Origin of the sequence: Pandoraea cepalis, from assembly GCF_902459665.1 — a bacterium.
In the GTDB taxonomy this organism is placed as follows: domain Bacteria; phylum Pseudomonadota; class Gammaproteobacteria; order Burkholderiales; family Burkholderiaceae; genus Pandoraea; species Pandoraea cepalis.
Genome location: NZ_CABPSL010000007.1, coordinates 122,905 through 137,893, shown reverse-complemented (window position 1 = coordinate 137,893; position 14,989 = coordinate 122,905). Strand labels below are relative to the sequence as shown.

Annotated in this window: 13 protein-coding genes; 7 read left to right on the top strand and 6 right to left on the bottom strand. The window is 61.5% G+C overall.

All coding sequences use genetic code 11. The features are described 5' to 3' along the window. Positions 1-65 precede the first annotated feature (65 nt). Together PCE31106_RS11520 and PCE31106_RS11515 are read left to right on the top strand one after the other, a co-directional pair. Positions 66-1,151, top strand: a complete 1,086-nt coding sequence (locus tag PCE31106_RS11520) for a hypothetical protein (RefSeq protein ID WP_150563327.1) — start codon at positions 66-68, stop codon at positions 1,149-1,151. 120 nt (positions 1,152-1,271) lie between these two features. Then, a complete protein-coding gene (locus PCE31106_RS11515; RefSeq protein ID WP_150563326.1) occupies positions 1,272-2,306 on the top strand; it encodes a 2Fe-2S iron-sulfur cluster-binding protein in 1,035 nt (344 codons plus the stop codon). 63 nt (positions 2,307-2,369) lie between these two features. On the opposite strand, the gene PCE31106_RS11510 is transcribed toward PCE31106_RS11515, so the two are convergent. Beyond that, a complete protein-coding gene (locus tag PCE31106_RS11510) occupies positions 2,370-3,872 on the bottom strand; it encodes a sigma-54 interaction domain-containing protein (protein ID WP_150563325.1) in 1,503 nt (500 codons plus the stop codon). A gap of 335 nt (positions 3,873-4,207) precedes the next feature. Here PCE31106_RS11510 and PCE31106_RS11505 point away from each other — a divergent pair, with 335 nt between their 5' ends. From PCE31106_RS11505 to PCE31106_RS11495, 3 genes are all read left to right on the top strand, one after another. Further along, a complete protein-coding gene (locus tag PCE31106_RS11505) occupies positions 4,208-5,608 on the top strand; it encodes a GntP family permease (protein ID WP_017234621.1) in 1,401 nt (466 codons plus the stop codon). A gap of 12 nt (positions 5,609-5,620) precedes the next feature. Beyond that, entirely contained in the window at positions 5,621-6,397 is a 777-nt protein-coding gene (locus tag PCE31106_RS11500; protein WP_150563324.1) for a 3-hydroxybutyrate dehydrogenase, read from the top strand. 127 nt (positions 6,398-6,524) lie between these two features. Then, positions 6,525-6,941 (top strand): cupin domain-containing protein, encoded by a 417-nt coding sequence (locus PCE31106_RS11495; protein WP_017234619.1) that lies wholly within the window; start codon positions 6,525-6,527, stop codon positions 6,939-6,941. A gap of 17 nt (positions 6,942-6,958) precedes the next feature. Here the strand turns inward: PCE31106_RS11495 and PCE31106_RS11490 are convergent, their stop codons facing one another. After that, positions 6,959-8,119, bottom strand: coding sequence for a methyl-accepting chemotaxis protein (locus PCE31106_RS11490; RefSeq protein ID WP_150563323.1), 1,161 nt, complete (start codon positions 8,117-8,119; stop codon positions 6,959-6,961). Between the two features lie 898 nt (positions 8,120-9,017). Here PCE31106_RS11490 and PCE31106_RS11485 point away from each other — a divergent pair. Both PCE31106_RS11485 and PCE31106_RS11480 read left to right on the top strand, forming a co-directional pair. After that, complete coding sequence (locus PCE31106_RS11485; protein WP_150563322.1) at positions 9,018-9,692, top strand: phosphoribosyltransferase; 675 nt, start codon at positions 9,018-9,020, stop codon at positions 9,690-9,692. Continuing rightward, positions 9,692-11,008 carry an erythromycin esterase family protein gene (locus PCE31106_RS11480; RefSeq protein ID WP_150563393.1) on the top strand — a complete coding sequence of 439 codons (1,317 nt, stop codon included), beginning with the start codon at positions 9,692-9,694 and terminating at the stop codon, positions 11,006-11,008. Before PCE31106_RS11485 ends, PCE31106_RS11480 begins: the two co-directional genes overlap by 1 nt. 194 nt (positions 11,009-11,202) lie before the next feature. Here PCE31106_RS11480 and PCE31106_RS11475 read toward each other — a convergent pair whose 3' ends face one another. The 4 genes from PCE31106_RS11475 to PCE31106_RS11460 form a co-directional block, all read right to left on the bottom strand. Next, on the bottom strand, positions 11,203-11,991 hold the full coding sequence (locus PCE31106_RS11475) for a sulfite exporter TauE/SafE family protein (RefSeq protein WP_150563321.1): 789 nt from the start codon (positions 11,989-11,991) through the stop codon (positions 11,203-11,205). A gap of 40 nt (positions 11,992-12,031) precedes the next feature. Continuing rightward, a complete protein-coding gene (locus PCE31106_RS11470; RefSeq protein WP_150563320.1) occupies positions 12,032-13,699 on the bottom strand; it encodes a bifunctional protein tyrosine phosphatase family protein/NAD(P)/FAD-dependent oxidoreductase in 1,668 nt (555 codons plus the stop codon). 83 nt (positions 13,700-13,782) lie between these two features. Further along, positions 13,783-13,977: a YgaP family membrane protein gene (locus PCE31106_RS11465; RefSeq protein WP_150563319.1), complete on the bottom strand. Its 195-nt coding sequence runs from the start codon at positions 13,975-13,977 to the stop codon at positions 13,783-13,785. 17 nt (positions 13,978-13,994) lie between these two features. Then, positions 13,995-14,870: an MBL fold metallo-hydrolase gene (locus PCE31106_RS11460; protein ID WP_150563318.1), complete on the bottom strand. Its 876-nt coding sequence runs from the start codon at positions 14,868-14,870 to the stop codon at positions 13,995-13,997. Positions 14,871-14,989: the final 119 nt, after the last annotated feature.

Genomic DNA, 14,989 nt, shown 5'->3' with positions numbered 1-14,989 from the left:
CTAGATGGATAATTTAATTATCCAATACGTAAATCGTAGTTTTCCCACTATCAGGAGATAGCTTAATGACTCAGTCAAATTCCGATCAGTTGGCAGAGCAGATGTCGCTGCCGCCGGTCCTGCTTGATGAAATGCCGGCGCCGGACGAATTGCTGTTTTCAACGACAGCGGCCCCGGCGATCGATCCGAAGAATATCTTCCCGCTCGAATGGAACGTCGACACGCCGAAGCTATATGACATTTACGATTCGGCCCGAGATCCGGGCTGGTCGCCGCACACCTTGCCGTGGGATACATTGGACGTCAATGCATTTACGCTCGACCAGCGCTATGCCATTGCTTACTGGTTCGCATTGTTATCCGTCTTCGACGGGTCCGGGCCGACGGTGTTCGCGCGAGCCATGATCCACACCTACGAAAGCAAGCAAGAAGACCCTATTCGGAAATGCTTCTTCTCGGTGGTCAGGGACGAGATGAATCACGAAGAGGTTTGTGGTCGTGCGATTCGTTTGCTGACCCCCGGCGGACCGCTCGGCTACGAGCCCGAAACGGCGCTGGGAAAGCTCGCGAGAAATAACGTGCAGTGGCTGTACTACAACGGCTCGCGATACTGGACCGGCTTTAACAAGGCCGTAGACAAGTATCCGTTACCGATTCTCTTCACATCGTTCCTGTTTGGGGAGGTGGCATCGTCCACGCTGTTCCACGGGATGTACCAAAAGACGGAGATTCCGGTGTTCAAGGAAGCTTTCCGCCGAATCGGGCAGGACGAGGGACGTCACCTTGGAATTTGCCTCACAGTGCTTCAGAAGCTCCTTCCTCATTTGACTGAGGAGGACAAGGAAATGATCTCGATTCAACTGCGCGCCGGCTTCGTCTTCCTGTCAGGCATCTTGCACGAACCGCCGGCACAGTTCTGGAACCTTCCGCCGACGTTCATTCCTGCGCAGAGGTCTTTGGAAGACGTGGCCCGATCCGCCGGGTTCGGCGTGCTCACATTGGACGAGCGTGTCGAGAACTGGCGCACTGCCGTTTTGCGGATGAAGGCGAATCTGGATCCGTACGGCATCGAGTTTCCCGCACTGCCGGAAGTGGGCATCAGTGGCAAGGAGGTGGTTTACGACCCGGAGAAGGTCATCCCCATTTTCTAATGGAAATCGCGTATTCGCAGTGATCGTCCGACCACTGCGATAGCGGTGATCGCGCTTCGATGTGCTGTGGAATGGGGTCCGGCAGAGGAACGGTGCCGGACCAACTATAGGTTTGACGTCATGACAACTTGTGAAGTTACGGTGCTTAACACCGGGGCGAAATTCTCGGTCAATCAGGCAGACATTATTCTCGATGGCGCACTCGCCCAGGGAATTTCGCTGCCTCATCAATGCCGAGGCGCATCCTGCGGGACCTGCAAGGTAAAGGTCGCACACGGGGCCGTCGATCATGGTTGGTCGTTGGGGTTGGCTATCTCGGATGACGAGAAAGCGCGGGGCTATTGTTTGCTGTGCCAGGCTCGGGCATTGACGCCAACATTGCAGATCGAGCTTCCCGAGGGCGCGGATGTCGACGCTCAGACCACAACGGTGTTTTCCTCTGAAGTTTTGAGCACCGTGAACCTGACGCCCAGGATCAAGCGAGTCGTCCTGGCTGCGCCGGCAGATGTGGGTTTTACTTATCCCGCTGGCGCCTACGTCGAGCTTGTGATCCCGGGCGTTACCCCCAACCGTATGTACAGCCTGGCGGCGGCGGATGAGAAGACTGGCGTAATGGAGCTGTTCGTCTCGCGTCATCCGTCTGGACAGGCTAGTGGGTTCATTCACGACGAACTGAAGGTCGGAGACCGGATTCAGGTGCGCGGACCGTTTGGCACGTGCCGATTACCGCCGGGGGACGGGCCTGTCGTCGGCTTTGCTGGCGGGACGGGGCTTGCCCCGGTGCTTGCCATCTTCGAGGACGCGCTGGCGCACGGTTTCAGCGACGCAATGCTGCTGATGCTCTCTGTTCGCGAAGTGCAGGAGGTCTTCGCGCTCGACCGATTGGCGACGCTCACGCGTCGTTACCAAAATTTTCAGTACCAGATTGTCGTTACGGAAGAAGTCAGCCGCTATACCGCCGAGCCAATGCTCGCGCCTTTGTGGATTCAACAGACATTCTCATCCATGGCGTTATACCGCGCCGTGATCAGCGGCTCGCCTGGTTTTGTCCAGGCGTGCGTGCAGGCGTGTACGGCGCTCGGGCTTGCTGCCGATCGCATTTCCACCGACAGTTTCGCATCTTCGGGGCCGGCGCCAGGCATGTGCGTGCCGTAGCACTTGCTCAACCGCCGGTAATTGCCGGCCCAGTCGGATCCGAACCTCGAGCGGACAACGAGACTATGCGGTGATGTCGAGAAGCGCCATCTTTTTGTACAACGTGGCGCGGCCAATGCCCAATCGCGTGGCCGCTTCTGCCACGCGGCCGCCCGCGGCACGCACCGCGTCCGTCAACAACTGACGCTCGAACGCTTTCATCGCCTCGTCGTATCGCGGCACGTCAGCCGCGCCCAGATCGCCGTTCGCCTGACCGACGACCGTCTCCGCATCCGCCGCCCCATCGGTATCGCTTTGCGCGCCGACGCCGTCGCCAATGAAGCGAGCCAATGAACGCGCGTCGATGCGCCCGCTCTCCGAGAGCAATGCCACGCGCTCGAGCGTGTTGTGCAATTCACGCACATTCCCCGGCCAGCGATAGGCCCTGAGTCGCCCGATGGCGTCTTCGTTCAATTCCAGATGCCCCGCATCGCGGCGCGAACTCAATTTATCCAGAATCGCATATGACATGGCCTCGATGTCCGACGCACGCTCGCGCAGCGGCGGAACCCGAATCATCAACACGTTGAGGCGATAGTACAGATCGGCCCGGAACTTCCCTTGCGCGACCAGGTTCGGCAAATCCGCCGACGTGGCGGCGATGATGCGCACGTCCGTCTGGACGACACGGTTCGACCCTATCGGCTCGAATTCCCGCTCCTGCAAGACCCGCAACAGTTTGCCTTGCAGGGATAGCGGCATGTCGCCAATTTCGTCAAGGAAGAGTGTTCCGCCGTGTGCCAGTTCAAACTTGCCCGTTCGGCCTTTTCGGTCCGCCCCGGTATAGGCACCGGCCGCGGCGCCGAAGAACTCCACTTCGAGCAGCGCATCGGGAATCGCGGCGACATTGACTGTGACCAGCGGCTTGTCTGCGCGCATGGATTCGCCATGAATCGCATGGGCCAGCAACTCCTTGCCGGTCCCGGTTTCCCCGAGCAGCAACACCGGCGAATCGAGCTGTGCGGCGCGACGCCCGAGGCGCTTGGTCTCCAGGCTTGCCGCACTGGTGCCGACAAAACTCGAGAAGCTGTATTTCGCCCGCCGCGCCTGCGCCAACGACTGGCGCGTCGCAAGGAGCTCCGACTGCAGTCGCGAGTATTTGCTGAACATCGGCGTCAGCGCCTTCAGCTCGTCGAATAACGCGAATCCCACGGCGCCAATGGTTCCACCGCGCGAATCCCGAATCGGAAGCCGTGTGACCACCAGCGGCTCCTGCCCGGTCTCCAGAATATCGAGCAGGATTGGCCTGCCCGTCGCCACAACTTCGCGCATCAAACTATTGGGAATCACGGTTTCGCAATCCAGACCGATCACTTCATCGGGATTGGTGAATCCGAAGCGAGCGGCGTAACTGCGATTGATCCAGACAATTCGCGCATCGCTGTCGACGACCACGGTGCCCTCGCTGGAATTGTCCAGCGTCTCGAACAGAGACTGCATGGCGTGCTTGCGAACGAATCCGTAATCGGAAAGCAAGCCTCTCGCCTTGCCTAGCGTGACGGTGTCCGGCGTTTTGTCATCAGTCATCTCGAAATCGCTATTTGTCCATATTTCGAGACGATTATTCCACAAACCGAGACACCGGCTCCATCAGTGAAAACGCCGTATCAAGACTGATTTGTTGGGAATTTTTGGCATTGCAGCCCAAGCAACGCTCGTCAGCCGTCTCCAATTCGAGACAATCCAACGCCCTCCTGCCGCGCCTCGCTGTTCGTTTCGTTGCTCACTGCGGGGCGAGAACTGCCGGAGTCCTTCCCGATCAAGGACTTAAGCAACGAAGGCACGATTATTGCGTAAGCGGCTGCCGGTCGTAAGAACTTCAGCCTGCACAACAACGTGCAGGCAAACATACTGGAGACAAAATGTCGTTTCTCATCGTGCTCGCCGCATTGGCGTTTCTGATGTTTGTTGCGTATCGCGGCTATAGCGTGATTCTTTTTGCCCCGATCGCGGCGCTGGGTGCTGTGCTGCTGATCCAGCCCGACGCCGTTGCGCCCGTCTTTTCCGGCATCTTCATGGAAAAGCTGGTCGGTTTCGTCAAGCTCTACCTGCCGGTATTCCTGCTCGGGGCCGTATTCGGCAAGGTCATCGAACTGTCCGGCTTCTCCGAGTCCATTGTTGCCGCTGCGATCAAGTACATTGGCCGCACACGGGCAAACGCCGTGATCGTCGCGGTGTGTGCGCTGCTCACCTATGGTGGCGTCTCCTTGTTCGTGGTGGTATTTGCCGTCTATCCGTTTGCAGCGGAACTCTACCGACAGAGCAATATCCCCAAGCGCCTGATGCCTGGTGCCATTGCGCTGGGGGCATTCAGCTTCACGATGGATTCGCTGCCGGGTACGCCCCAGATCCAGAACATCATCCCGACCACGTTCTTCAAGACCACGGCCTGGGCAGCGCCTGTGCTGGGGGTTGCCGGGGCGGTCTTCATCGTTGTGGTTGGCCTGAGCTACCTCGAGTGGCGTCGCCGCATTGCCGCGGCCAACGGCGAAGGCTACGGCGATTCGCTGCACAACGAGCCCGAGCGCGTGAACACCGAGAACCTGCCCAATCCCATTCTGGCCATTACGCCGCTGGTCCTGGTGGGCGTGGTCAATTACGCGCTCACGAAGGCGATTCCGCATTGGTATGGCGATCGCTTTGACGTGACCCCGGACATTCTTCCCGGCATTCATGCCCCGCTGACGATATCGATCAATGGCGTGGTGGCGATCTGGGCTGTCGAAGGCGCGCTGCTCACCGGCATTCTGCTCGTGCTGCTGACGGCCTTCGGCAAGGTGCGCCACCGCTTCGCGAACGGCACCAAAGCCGCCGTGTCCGGCGCCTTGCTCGCCACGCTCAATACGGCTTCCGAGTATGGATTCGGGGGCGTCATTGCCGCCCTGCCCGGCTTCCTCGTGGTCGCCAATGCGCTCAAGGGAATTCCCAACCCGCTCGTGAACGCAGCGGTGTCCGTCTCGACGCTCGCGGGGATTACGGGCTCGGCCTCCGGTGGCATGAGCATTGCGCTCGCGGCCATGTCCGACACGTTCATCAAGGCGGCGCAAACGATGCACATCCCGCTCGAAGTGCTGCATCGCGTGGTGGCGATGGCCAGCGGCGGCATGGACACGCTGCCGCACAACGGCGCCGTCATCACCCTGCTCGCCGTCACCGGACTGACGCACCGCGAATCGTACCGCGACATCTTCGCGGTGACGTGTATCAAGACGATGGCGGTGTTCTTCGTGATCGCGCTCTATTACACGACTGGATTGGTGTGAACGATGGATTCCATGACGACGCTGAACGGAAAAACCGCGCTTGTCACTGGCTCGACCAGCGGCATTGGCCTGGGTATCGCACGGGCACTGGCACACGCCGGTGCCAACCTCATTCTCAACGGCTTCGGCGATGTGGATGCCGCCGTCTCGACGATCGCATCGGAGGGTGCCGAGGTCATGCACCATCCGGCCGACATGCGTAGTGCCGAAGCCATCGACGCCATGTTCGCGGCGGCGCGGGATCGCTTCGGTACCGTGGACATTCTCGTCAACAATGCCGGCATTCAGCACGTGGCGCCCATCGAGACGTTCGACCTCGACAAATGGGACGACATCATCGCCATCAACCTGAGTTCGGCGTTCCACACGACCCGCCACGCGTTACCTGGCATGCGCGCTCGCAACTGGGGGCGCATCATCAACATTGCGTCGGTGCATGGCCTCGTTGGCTCCGCGGGCAAGTCGGCCTATGTGGCCGCAAAGCACGGATTGGTGGGGCTGACGAAAGTCACGGCGCTGGAAACCGCGAGGACCGGCGTGACATGCAACGCCATCTGCCCGGGATTCGTGTTGACGCCGCTGGTGCAGAAACAGATCGACGACCTGGCGCTGCGCGACGGCCTTTCTCCCGACGACGCGCGAGCTCGCCTGCTGGGGGAAAAGCAGCCGTCCGGCCAATTCGTGTCGCCCGAGGCGCTTGGCAACCTTGCCTTGATGCTTTGTTCGCCTCTGGCGTCTGAGGTGCGCGGCGCCACATGGGCCGCGGATGGTGGCTGGACCGCGCAATAGGCTTGGCCGGTGGTACGGGCCCTCGCAGACCGAGAGGCGCGATGGGCCCACGTGCTGTGACGTGAGTACAAGGCACGGCGACTTCGTATTCCTAACCCGCAGTTTTCATTGATTTGTCATCGACATCATGAACAGCAACGAAAGCCATTTTTCCCACGTCAAGCCGGGCGACACCGCGTTTGTGAGCGGCGGTCTGCGCGACTTCTTCATGTATCGTGACCTTGGCATTGCCGACGCCACCGGCGGCAAAGTCATCGCGCATCTGGTTCGCGCCAATCAGGCGCCCGAGGCGGGTACGGGGTGGCATATCCACGGTGCCGATTTCCATATCGTCTACATGCTCAAAGGCTGGGCCAAGTTCATGTATGAAGACAAGGAAACGCTCGTGGAAGCGGGCGATTGCGTGCATCAACGCCCCGGCATCCGCCACTTCCTTTTCGACTATTCGCCGGATATGGAATACCTGGAAGTGGTAGGCCCGGCGGAGTTCACCAGCGTAGGCGTTGAGGGGCCGTGCGCCGTGCCCGCACCGGCGAAATGGTGACGTTCGCGACGACGCGGCTATGCGGCGATGGCAACCGCGAGGTGCGCTGACTCGGTAATCCTGAATGACGAGACCGCGGTTTTCAGCTTGGCCGCCTGGTCTTCGAGCGAGTGGGTCGCCGCGGCCGCCTGCTCGACCAGCGCGGCGTTCTGCTGCGTCACCTGGTCCATCTGCGTGACGGCCTGGCTGACCTGTTCGATGCCACGGCTTTGCTCTTCCGACGCCCCGGCAATTTCGCCGACGATTTCCGTCACCCGCTTGATTGCGCTCTTGATCTCGTCCATCGCGGCGCTGACTTCGACGGCCTGTTGCGAGCCATCCTGAATCGTGGCGACCGACGAGGAAATCAAGTCCTTGATTTCCTTTGCCGCCGACGCCGATCGCTGGGCCAAGCTACGCACCTCACCGGCCACCACCGCGAAGCCACGTCCCTGCTCGCCGGCCCGCGCCGCTTCCACGGCGGCATTCAGCGCGAGGATATTCGTTTGGAACGCAATCCCCTCGATCACGCTCGTGATTTCGGAAATCTTGTTCGAGCTGCCGTTGATTCGCTCGATGGTGGCCACCATGGTTTGCACCGCGTTGCTGCCGGTACCGGCGATGTCCGTGGCGTTCGTAGCCAGTACGTTCGCCTGGCGTGCATTGTCGGCGTTCTGCTTCACCGTCTCGGTCAGTTGCGTCATGCTGGCGGCGGTCTGCTCCAACGACGCGGCCTGTTCTTCCGTGCGCGCGGAAAGGTCGAGATTTCCGGCCGCGATTTCGCGCGTCGCGGTGGCGACCGATTCGGTCGATACATTCACGGCGGACACAGTCGCTTCGACACGACGCATCAACTTGTCGAACGCCACGGCGGCGCGGCCGAACTCGTCCATGCGCGGGCTGGATGAGCGCTTTGACAGGTCAAGGGAGACCGCGATGTCCTCGAATTTTTTGCCCATGCGGTTCAACCCACCGCATACCACGCGGTTCAGATGCACACCGCAATAGATCGCGACGGCACCGCCCATCGACGCCACGGCGATCAGGCTCGTCAGCGACAGGCGGTATGACGACGACGCGTTCGCGTCGAGGCCCCAGAGCGAGGTGAGCGCCACCAGTCCGACGACCAACATCAGGGTTGCCCAGGCGCCGAAGGCAAGCATCAACTTGAATCGGATCGTGAAGACAAATCGCTGCACTTCTCTTCCTTCGTGAGTGGCGACGCGGCAGCGCCCTGAAACGTACCGCCAAGGGAGGCCGTACGACACAGGCTGATGCTTTTCGACGTGCTGTCGCGCGCGCTTGTTTTACCGGAATGCAGGGGGTTCGGCCTTCAGATCAGTCCATACAGGCCTGATATTTCGAAACGCGATCAAGGCATTGCCCCTTGCACTTGCTGTTTACGGCGGGGATGCAAGATCTTGCATACGCGTTTACCCGAAAACCCTGTCGAAGGTCGGGGGCGTGCGTGGATACAACAGAGACGTTGACCGAAACCATTCGCGTCGTTCCTGCACTGGAGTTCACCTCGGTCCCTAGAGCGCACACGACGTCGATCTACCGATCTCCCGAAGCGGGTCGCTTCATGGTCGGATCGACGGGCGCAGCGGGCCCACGTGCCCGGCCCCGACCACGCGATTTACTTTGGTGGGTTCGCGGAGGCGATGGTCGCGGCGAATCGCGTAATGCGCCCCTGCGTCATTCTTCACTCGGCAAAACGGGGCGAGAAACCCCGATTGGTGAGATAGCTCAGGTCGAGGCCCATCCGATGCGGTGGGCCGCTTCCATTCCCGATGCCCCACCGGTCGCCGGTGTCACGGCTTGCTGGGCGGCACGCTAGCGATCCAGTTTCACACGATCGTCGACGGGGGTCGAGATTGCCCCAGGTTGCAATCAGCGTCGGCAGGGGCGCCTCGTTGTACCACTTTGTTGATCAACCTCAACGATTGCCTCGACCGGACGCCCACAATTCGCATATGGGGAATCGCGCTCTCGGCGATCGCATCGCGCTTCGTGCCGAACCGCGTACCTCAAAGGGAGCGCCAACGTGGCGAACTCTCCCCTCGGAGCAAGGTCCACAGCCGAAGCGGTGATCTCATGAATTCGTACCGGGTGGGTAACGAGCCGCGATTTAGCGATCGCGCCGAGGCCGGAAGCGTGCTTGCACGACAACTGGCCCCATATGCGGGACGCAGCGACGTGATCGTACTGGCACTGCCGCGCGGTGGCGTGCCGGTTGGCTATGAGGTCGCGCACGCGCTGGGGGTCGAACTCGACGTGCTGGTCGTGCGCAAGCTGGGCGTGCCGCACTATCCCGAGTTGGCAATGGGCGCGATCGCGTCTGGCGGAGTACTTTACCTCGACGAACGAACGATCCGGACCGCCGGCATCACCCAGCCGGAGATCGTCGCCGTACTGAGCGATGAACGCCGCGAACTGGCGCGACGGGAAGCGTTATACCGCGGGCATCGACCGCCATTGAAAATCGAGGGGCGCACCGTCATCGTTGTCGATGATGGCATCGCCACCGGCGCCTCGATGCGCGTCGCCATCGAGGCGTTGCGTACTGGCAAACCGGCGCGGATCGTTGTTGCCGTGCCGGTCGCCCCCGAGGGCACAGCGGAACGACTGGATGGTCTCGCCGATGAATTCGTTTGCCCCCACAGCGAGCGCGAGTTCGGTGGCGTTGGCCGGTTCTATCGGGACTTTGGGCAGACGAGCGACGCCGAAGTACGCGCGCTCCTCGCCCGCGCACATCAGGATGTTCAATGATGCATCCCGCCACAACACCCTTTCTCGCCGTGCGCGAGCTCGCGCAACGGCTCAATGACAACGATGGCGATTACGATGCGTTGCTGGAGATGGCGCACGATCGCGAATTCGTGCTGCTTGGCGAAGCCACGCACGGCACGCAAGACTTCTACCGGATGCGAGCACAGATCACCCGCCGCTTGATCGTGGAGGGGGGATTCGACGCTGTCGCCATCGAAGGCGATTGGCCGGATACCTGGCGCGTGAACTGTTTCGTGCAAGGCGAAGGCGATGCCGATGCGGAGGCCGCACTTGCGGATTTCAAGCGCTTCCCTACCTGGATGTGGCGCAATCGTGAGGTGCGCGACTTCATCCTGTGGCTACGTGAGCACAACGCCTCGCTGTCGCCCGAAGCACGGGTCGGCGTTTATGGACTCGACCTCTACAGCATGTACCAGTCGGCGGATGCGGTGATCCGCTATCTTGAGCGGGTCGATCCCGAGCAGGCTGCCATGGCGCGCGATCGGTACGCGGCGCTCGATCACGTGCGCGAGCCTCAGGCGTATGGGTACGCTACTGCGGTCGGCGGCCGGCCGGATGCACGCGAAGGCGTGGTCGCCCAGTTACTGCAACTGCGGGCCGACGCGCGCCTCCATCTCTTGCAGGATGGCCTCGCAGCGCTCGATGCGCAGTTCTTTGCGCAACAGAATGCTGAAGTTGTCGTCGACGCGGAGAATTACTATCGGTCGATGTTCGGGCGGCGCCTGAACACCTGGAATCTGCGTGATGCGCACATGTACCGCACGCTATCCGCCCTCGCCCGCTATCGTCTACAGCGTGGTGGACGGGGGCGGATTGTCGTCTGGGCACACAATTCACACCTGGGCGATGCACGCGCGACGGACTCCCATTGGCGCGGCGAATGGAATCTTGGTCAACTGGTGCGTGAAGCGGCCGGTGCGAAGGCGCTGCTGGTCGGCTTCAGCACCTACACGGGGCACGTATCGGCCGCGTCTCAATGGGACGGCGACGTCGAGCACAAGTGGGTGCGTCCGGCATTGCACGACAGCTATGAATACCTGTTTCACAGCACCGGGCTAGACCGGTTTTTCCTGCCACTCAACGAGGTTGCGGCGGAGCCGCTTTGCGAAGCCATGCTTGAACGGGCGATCGGCGTGATCTATCTGCCTCAGAGCGAACGTGAAAGTCACTATTTCTGGACATCACTCGCCCACCAGTTCGATGCAGTGTTTCATCTGGACGAGACAAGCGCCCTGGAGCCGCTGGACGCGCCGCCGCACTGGCACCGGCGTGAGACGCCGGAGCAGGCGGCTTGAGTGCGATGAGGCGATACAGCGGTACCCGATGCCCGACGTTCAGTTGACTGGCTCGCCACGCTCCCTGTAACCGCCACGTTCAACGTATCGGCTTCGCCACGTCGCGCTGAGGCCGCCAGTGCAGAACGCACCACTTTTTTCCGGATTCCGAAAGAGGCGCTCCGACGGAGCTTCGCGGAACACCGGGGCAACGCTCAGATCGACTTGGCGATCAGACCGATCGAGACAATCATGCACACCACGGAAAACGCCTGCTTGAGATGCGAGGGATGCCATCGAGTCAGCAGCCTGCCGCCGACCAGCATGCCGGCCACCGCACCTGCCGAGAACGGCAATCCGATCGTAAGATCGAAATGGCCGCCGTAGATGCTGGTTCCGACACTCACCAGCGAGATCAGCGCGATCACAGCCAACGAGGTCGCGATGACCGAGTGCATCGCCAGATCGGTGAAGCGTTGTAACGCCGGCACCATGACGAATCCGCCGCCCACACCGAGCAGGCCGGAGAGCACCCCTGCCACGCCGCCCATCGCCGCGAGCCGGCTGGCGCAGCGCGGCGTCCAGACGAAGCGACCGCTTTCGTCGCGCAAACAAGGGCAATCGGGCTGCACCGGCGCCAGCGACTTGCCGCGGCGGGCTTCCCATAACCCTTTGAGCGCCACCCAAATCATGATTGCCGCGAACAATAGCGTCAGATAGCGGGTATTCATGTGATGCGCCAACCACGAACCCAACGGCGTAAGCACGATGCCAATGGTGGCGATGAGCATTGCCGCGCGATAACGGACGATACCGGCGCGCACGCCCATCCATGCGCCCATGGCAGACGCGATGCCCACGGCCAGCAGGCCGATCGGACCGGCCTCCGGCACGCTCAGATGCCGGCCGAACACCAGCAGCGGAATCGCGAGGATACCGCCGCCGGCGCCGGTCAGGCCCATGATGCAGCCGACGATGGCGCCCAGCAACAGACTGACAGTCATGGCAAAGGATCTCGATGGGTTGTCATAGAACGAGCGCGCATCAGCCGACCATTTCCGGCTGTGCCATCCACTCATGGCCTTTGAGCATGCCTTCCCAATAGAGCGGCGGCAGAATGCGCTCCTTGAGCAGCCACGCCAGACGCGAGGGGCGCGTGCCGTCGATCAGCCAGGAAGGAAAGCTGGGCGCGAGCTTTCCACCGTACTTGAACTCGGCCAGCACGATCTTGCCGCGCTCCACCGTCAGCGGGCACGATCCGTAACCGTCGTAGCGTGCCTGCCCGCGTTTGAGGCCAAGGTTGAAGAGCACGTTGTGCGCCACCACCGGCGCCTGCTTTCGCGCGGCCGCAGCAGTTTTCGCGTTGGGCGAGTTACTGGCGTCTCCCAGTCCGAAGATATTGCTGAAGTGCTTGTGCTGCAGCGTCTCCTGATCGACGTCGATCCACCCGGCGGGATCGGCCAGCGGACTGCGGCTGACGAAGTCGGGCGCCGTTTGTGGCGGCACCACGTGGATCATGTCGAACGGAACTTCGATTTTTCCGGCGTCACCCTGGGCGGATGCCGCGCTGAAGGTCGCGATCTTGCGTACGCCGTCGACGGCCGTCAGGTTGTGGCCGAAATTGAGATCGATGGCATAGGACTTCACATACTCCATGAGGGCCGGTACGTATTCCGGCACGCCGAACAGGGCATTACCGGCCGAGAAGAACTTCACGTGAGACTGGTCGAGCACACCGGCGCGTCGCCACGCGTCGCACGAGAGGTACATCGCTTTCTGAGGCGCGCCGGCGCATTTGATCGGCATCGGCGGTTGGGTGAACAGCGCATTGCCGCCTTTGAAGCGCTCGACCAACTCCCACGTGTAGGGCGCGAGATCGTAGCGGTAATTCGACGTCACGCCATTGCGCCCCAGCGTATCCGTGAGCCCTTCGATACCCTCCCAGTTCAGTTTCAACCCCGGGCACACAATCAACTGCTCGTACTTCACGACCCGGCACCCTTCGAGCAAGACCGCGTTGCGCTCCGGTTCGAAGCCTGCGACAGCCGACTTGATCCAGCGCACGCCGCGCGGAATCAGCGACCCCATGACCCTGGCGGTTTGTGCGGGCTTGAATACCCCGCGGCCCACCAGCGTCCATCCAGGCTGGTAGTAATGCACGTCGGCGGGATCGATGATGGCGATGTCGAGGCCCGGCTGGCGGGCCAGCAGACTCGACGCCACGGATATGCCGGCCGCACCGCCGCCCACGATGACGACCCGGTGGGTCGAATCAGCGACAGTGAACGGCGTGGCAGCGGTCTGTGAGATCCGGCGCACCACCGCGCTCAGGTCGTAGCCGCACGCTTCGGCGCGCTTGAGGATTTCGCCGGTGGACAGGCGATCGGCGCGCGAGAGTCCCCACAGCGTCGTGCTTCGCATGCCACTGCGGCAATACGCAAGGATCGGCTTGGGCAACACGTCGAGCAGTTGATCGAACTGCGCGGCCTGTTCGTCGGAAACCCTGCCGGGTGTCACCGGCAAGTAGCGGATTTCCAGCCCTGCCGCCTGAGCCTGCTGCTCCACTTCGCGAAAGCTGGGTTGGTCGGCGGCTTCGCCGTCCGGCCGGTTGCAGATGATGGACTTGAAGCCGGCGGCAGCAATGTCCGGAACGTCGGCAGGCGAGACCTGCGCGCAGACGGACAATTGCGCCGTCAGTTGCTTGATATTCATGGAGTGTCTCCTCGGTGACGATAGGTGCTTCGGCGTCGGCATTTCGGGGGCAAAGCCGCGCCGGTGCCGTCCGAGCGATGGGGTCAGCGACCCCGTGTCTTGCAACTGCTGATGCCGAACAGCGAGTAGAGCGGACAGAACCGGACCAGCCCGGTGATCACGGCAATCAGCCCCAGCCACCCCCACCAGCCGATGGTCCCGGTGGCCGCAAGCATCATCAGCACCGCGCCGGCGACGATTCGCAGCCCACGGTCCACACCGCCCACATTGATATTCATGATGGCGCCTCGCGTTTTCAGACAGCGTTAAGGGGAATCTTCAGGTAGCGCACGCCGTTGTCTTCCGCAGGCGGCAACTGCCCCGCGCGCATGTTGACCTGGACTGACGGAAGCAGCAGCGTCGGCATGTCCAGCGTCGCGTCGCGTGTCGTGCGCATGGCCACGAACTCTTCCTCGCTGATTCCGTCACGCACGTGAACGTTGTGCTTGCGTTCGTCGGCGACAGTGGTGACGAATTCCAGCTTGCGGGCGTTGGGTTGATAGTCGTGGCAGAGGTAGAGCCGCGTATGTGCCGGCAGGCTGAGGACCTCGTTGATGGAGTGGAACAGCGTGCGTGCATTGCCGCCGGGAAAATCGCAACGCGCCGTGCCGTAGTCGGGCATGAAGAGCGTGTCGCCCACGAAGGCGGCGATCTGGTCGCCTTCCTCGACCACGTATGTGATGCACGCGGGGGTATGCCCCGGCGTATGCATGACGCGGGCTTTCAGATCGCCGATCTGGAAGTGCTCGCCGTGCGCGAACAGGTGATCGAACTGACTTCCGTCGTGCGCGAATTCGCTGCCCGCATTGAACAGTTTGCCGAACACATCCTGCACCTGGCGGATATGCTCGCCAATGCCGATACGACCGCCCAGCTTCTGCTTGAGATAGGGCGCAGCCGACAAATGGTCGGCGTGAGCGTGGGTCTCCAGAATCCACTGCACCGTCGCGCCCAGCGCCTGAACCCGCTCGATAAGGTGGTCGGCGCTGTGTGTCGAGGTCCGGCCGGACTTCGGGTCGTAATCAAGCACAGTGTCGAGCAATGCGCATTGGTTTGAGGCGCGATCCAGCACGATATAGCTGATGGTGCTGGTCGCCGGGTCGAAGTGACCCTCGATGTACAAGTTCTCCATGATCTCCTCCTCATGAATCAGTCGAATGTCCGATAACTATCAAAATTCATGCCAACTCACGAAATTCCGTTAACTCAATGATTTAAATAATAAAAACTTAAATCTCGGATGAGACTGAG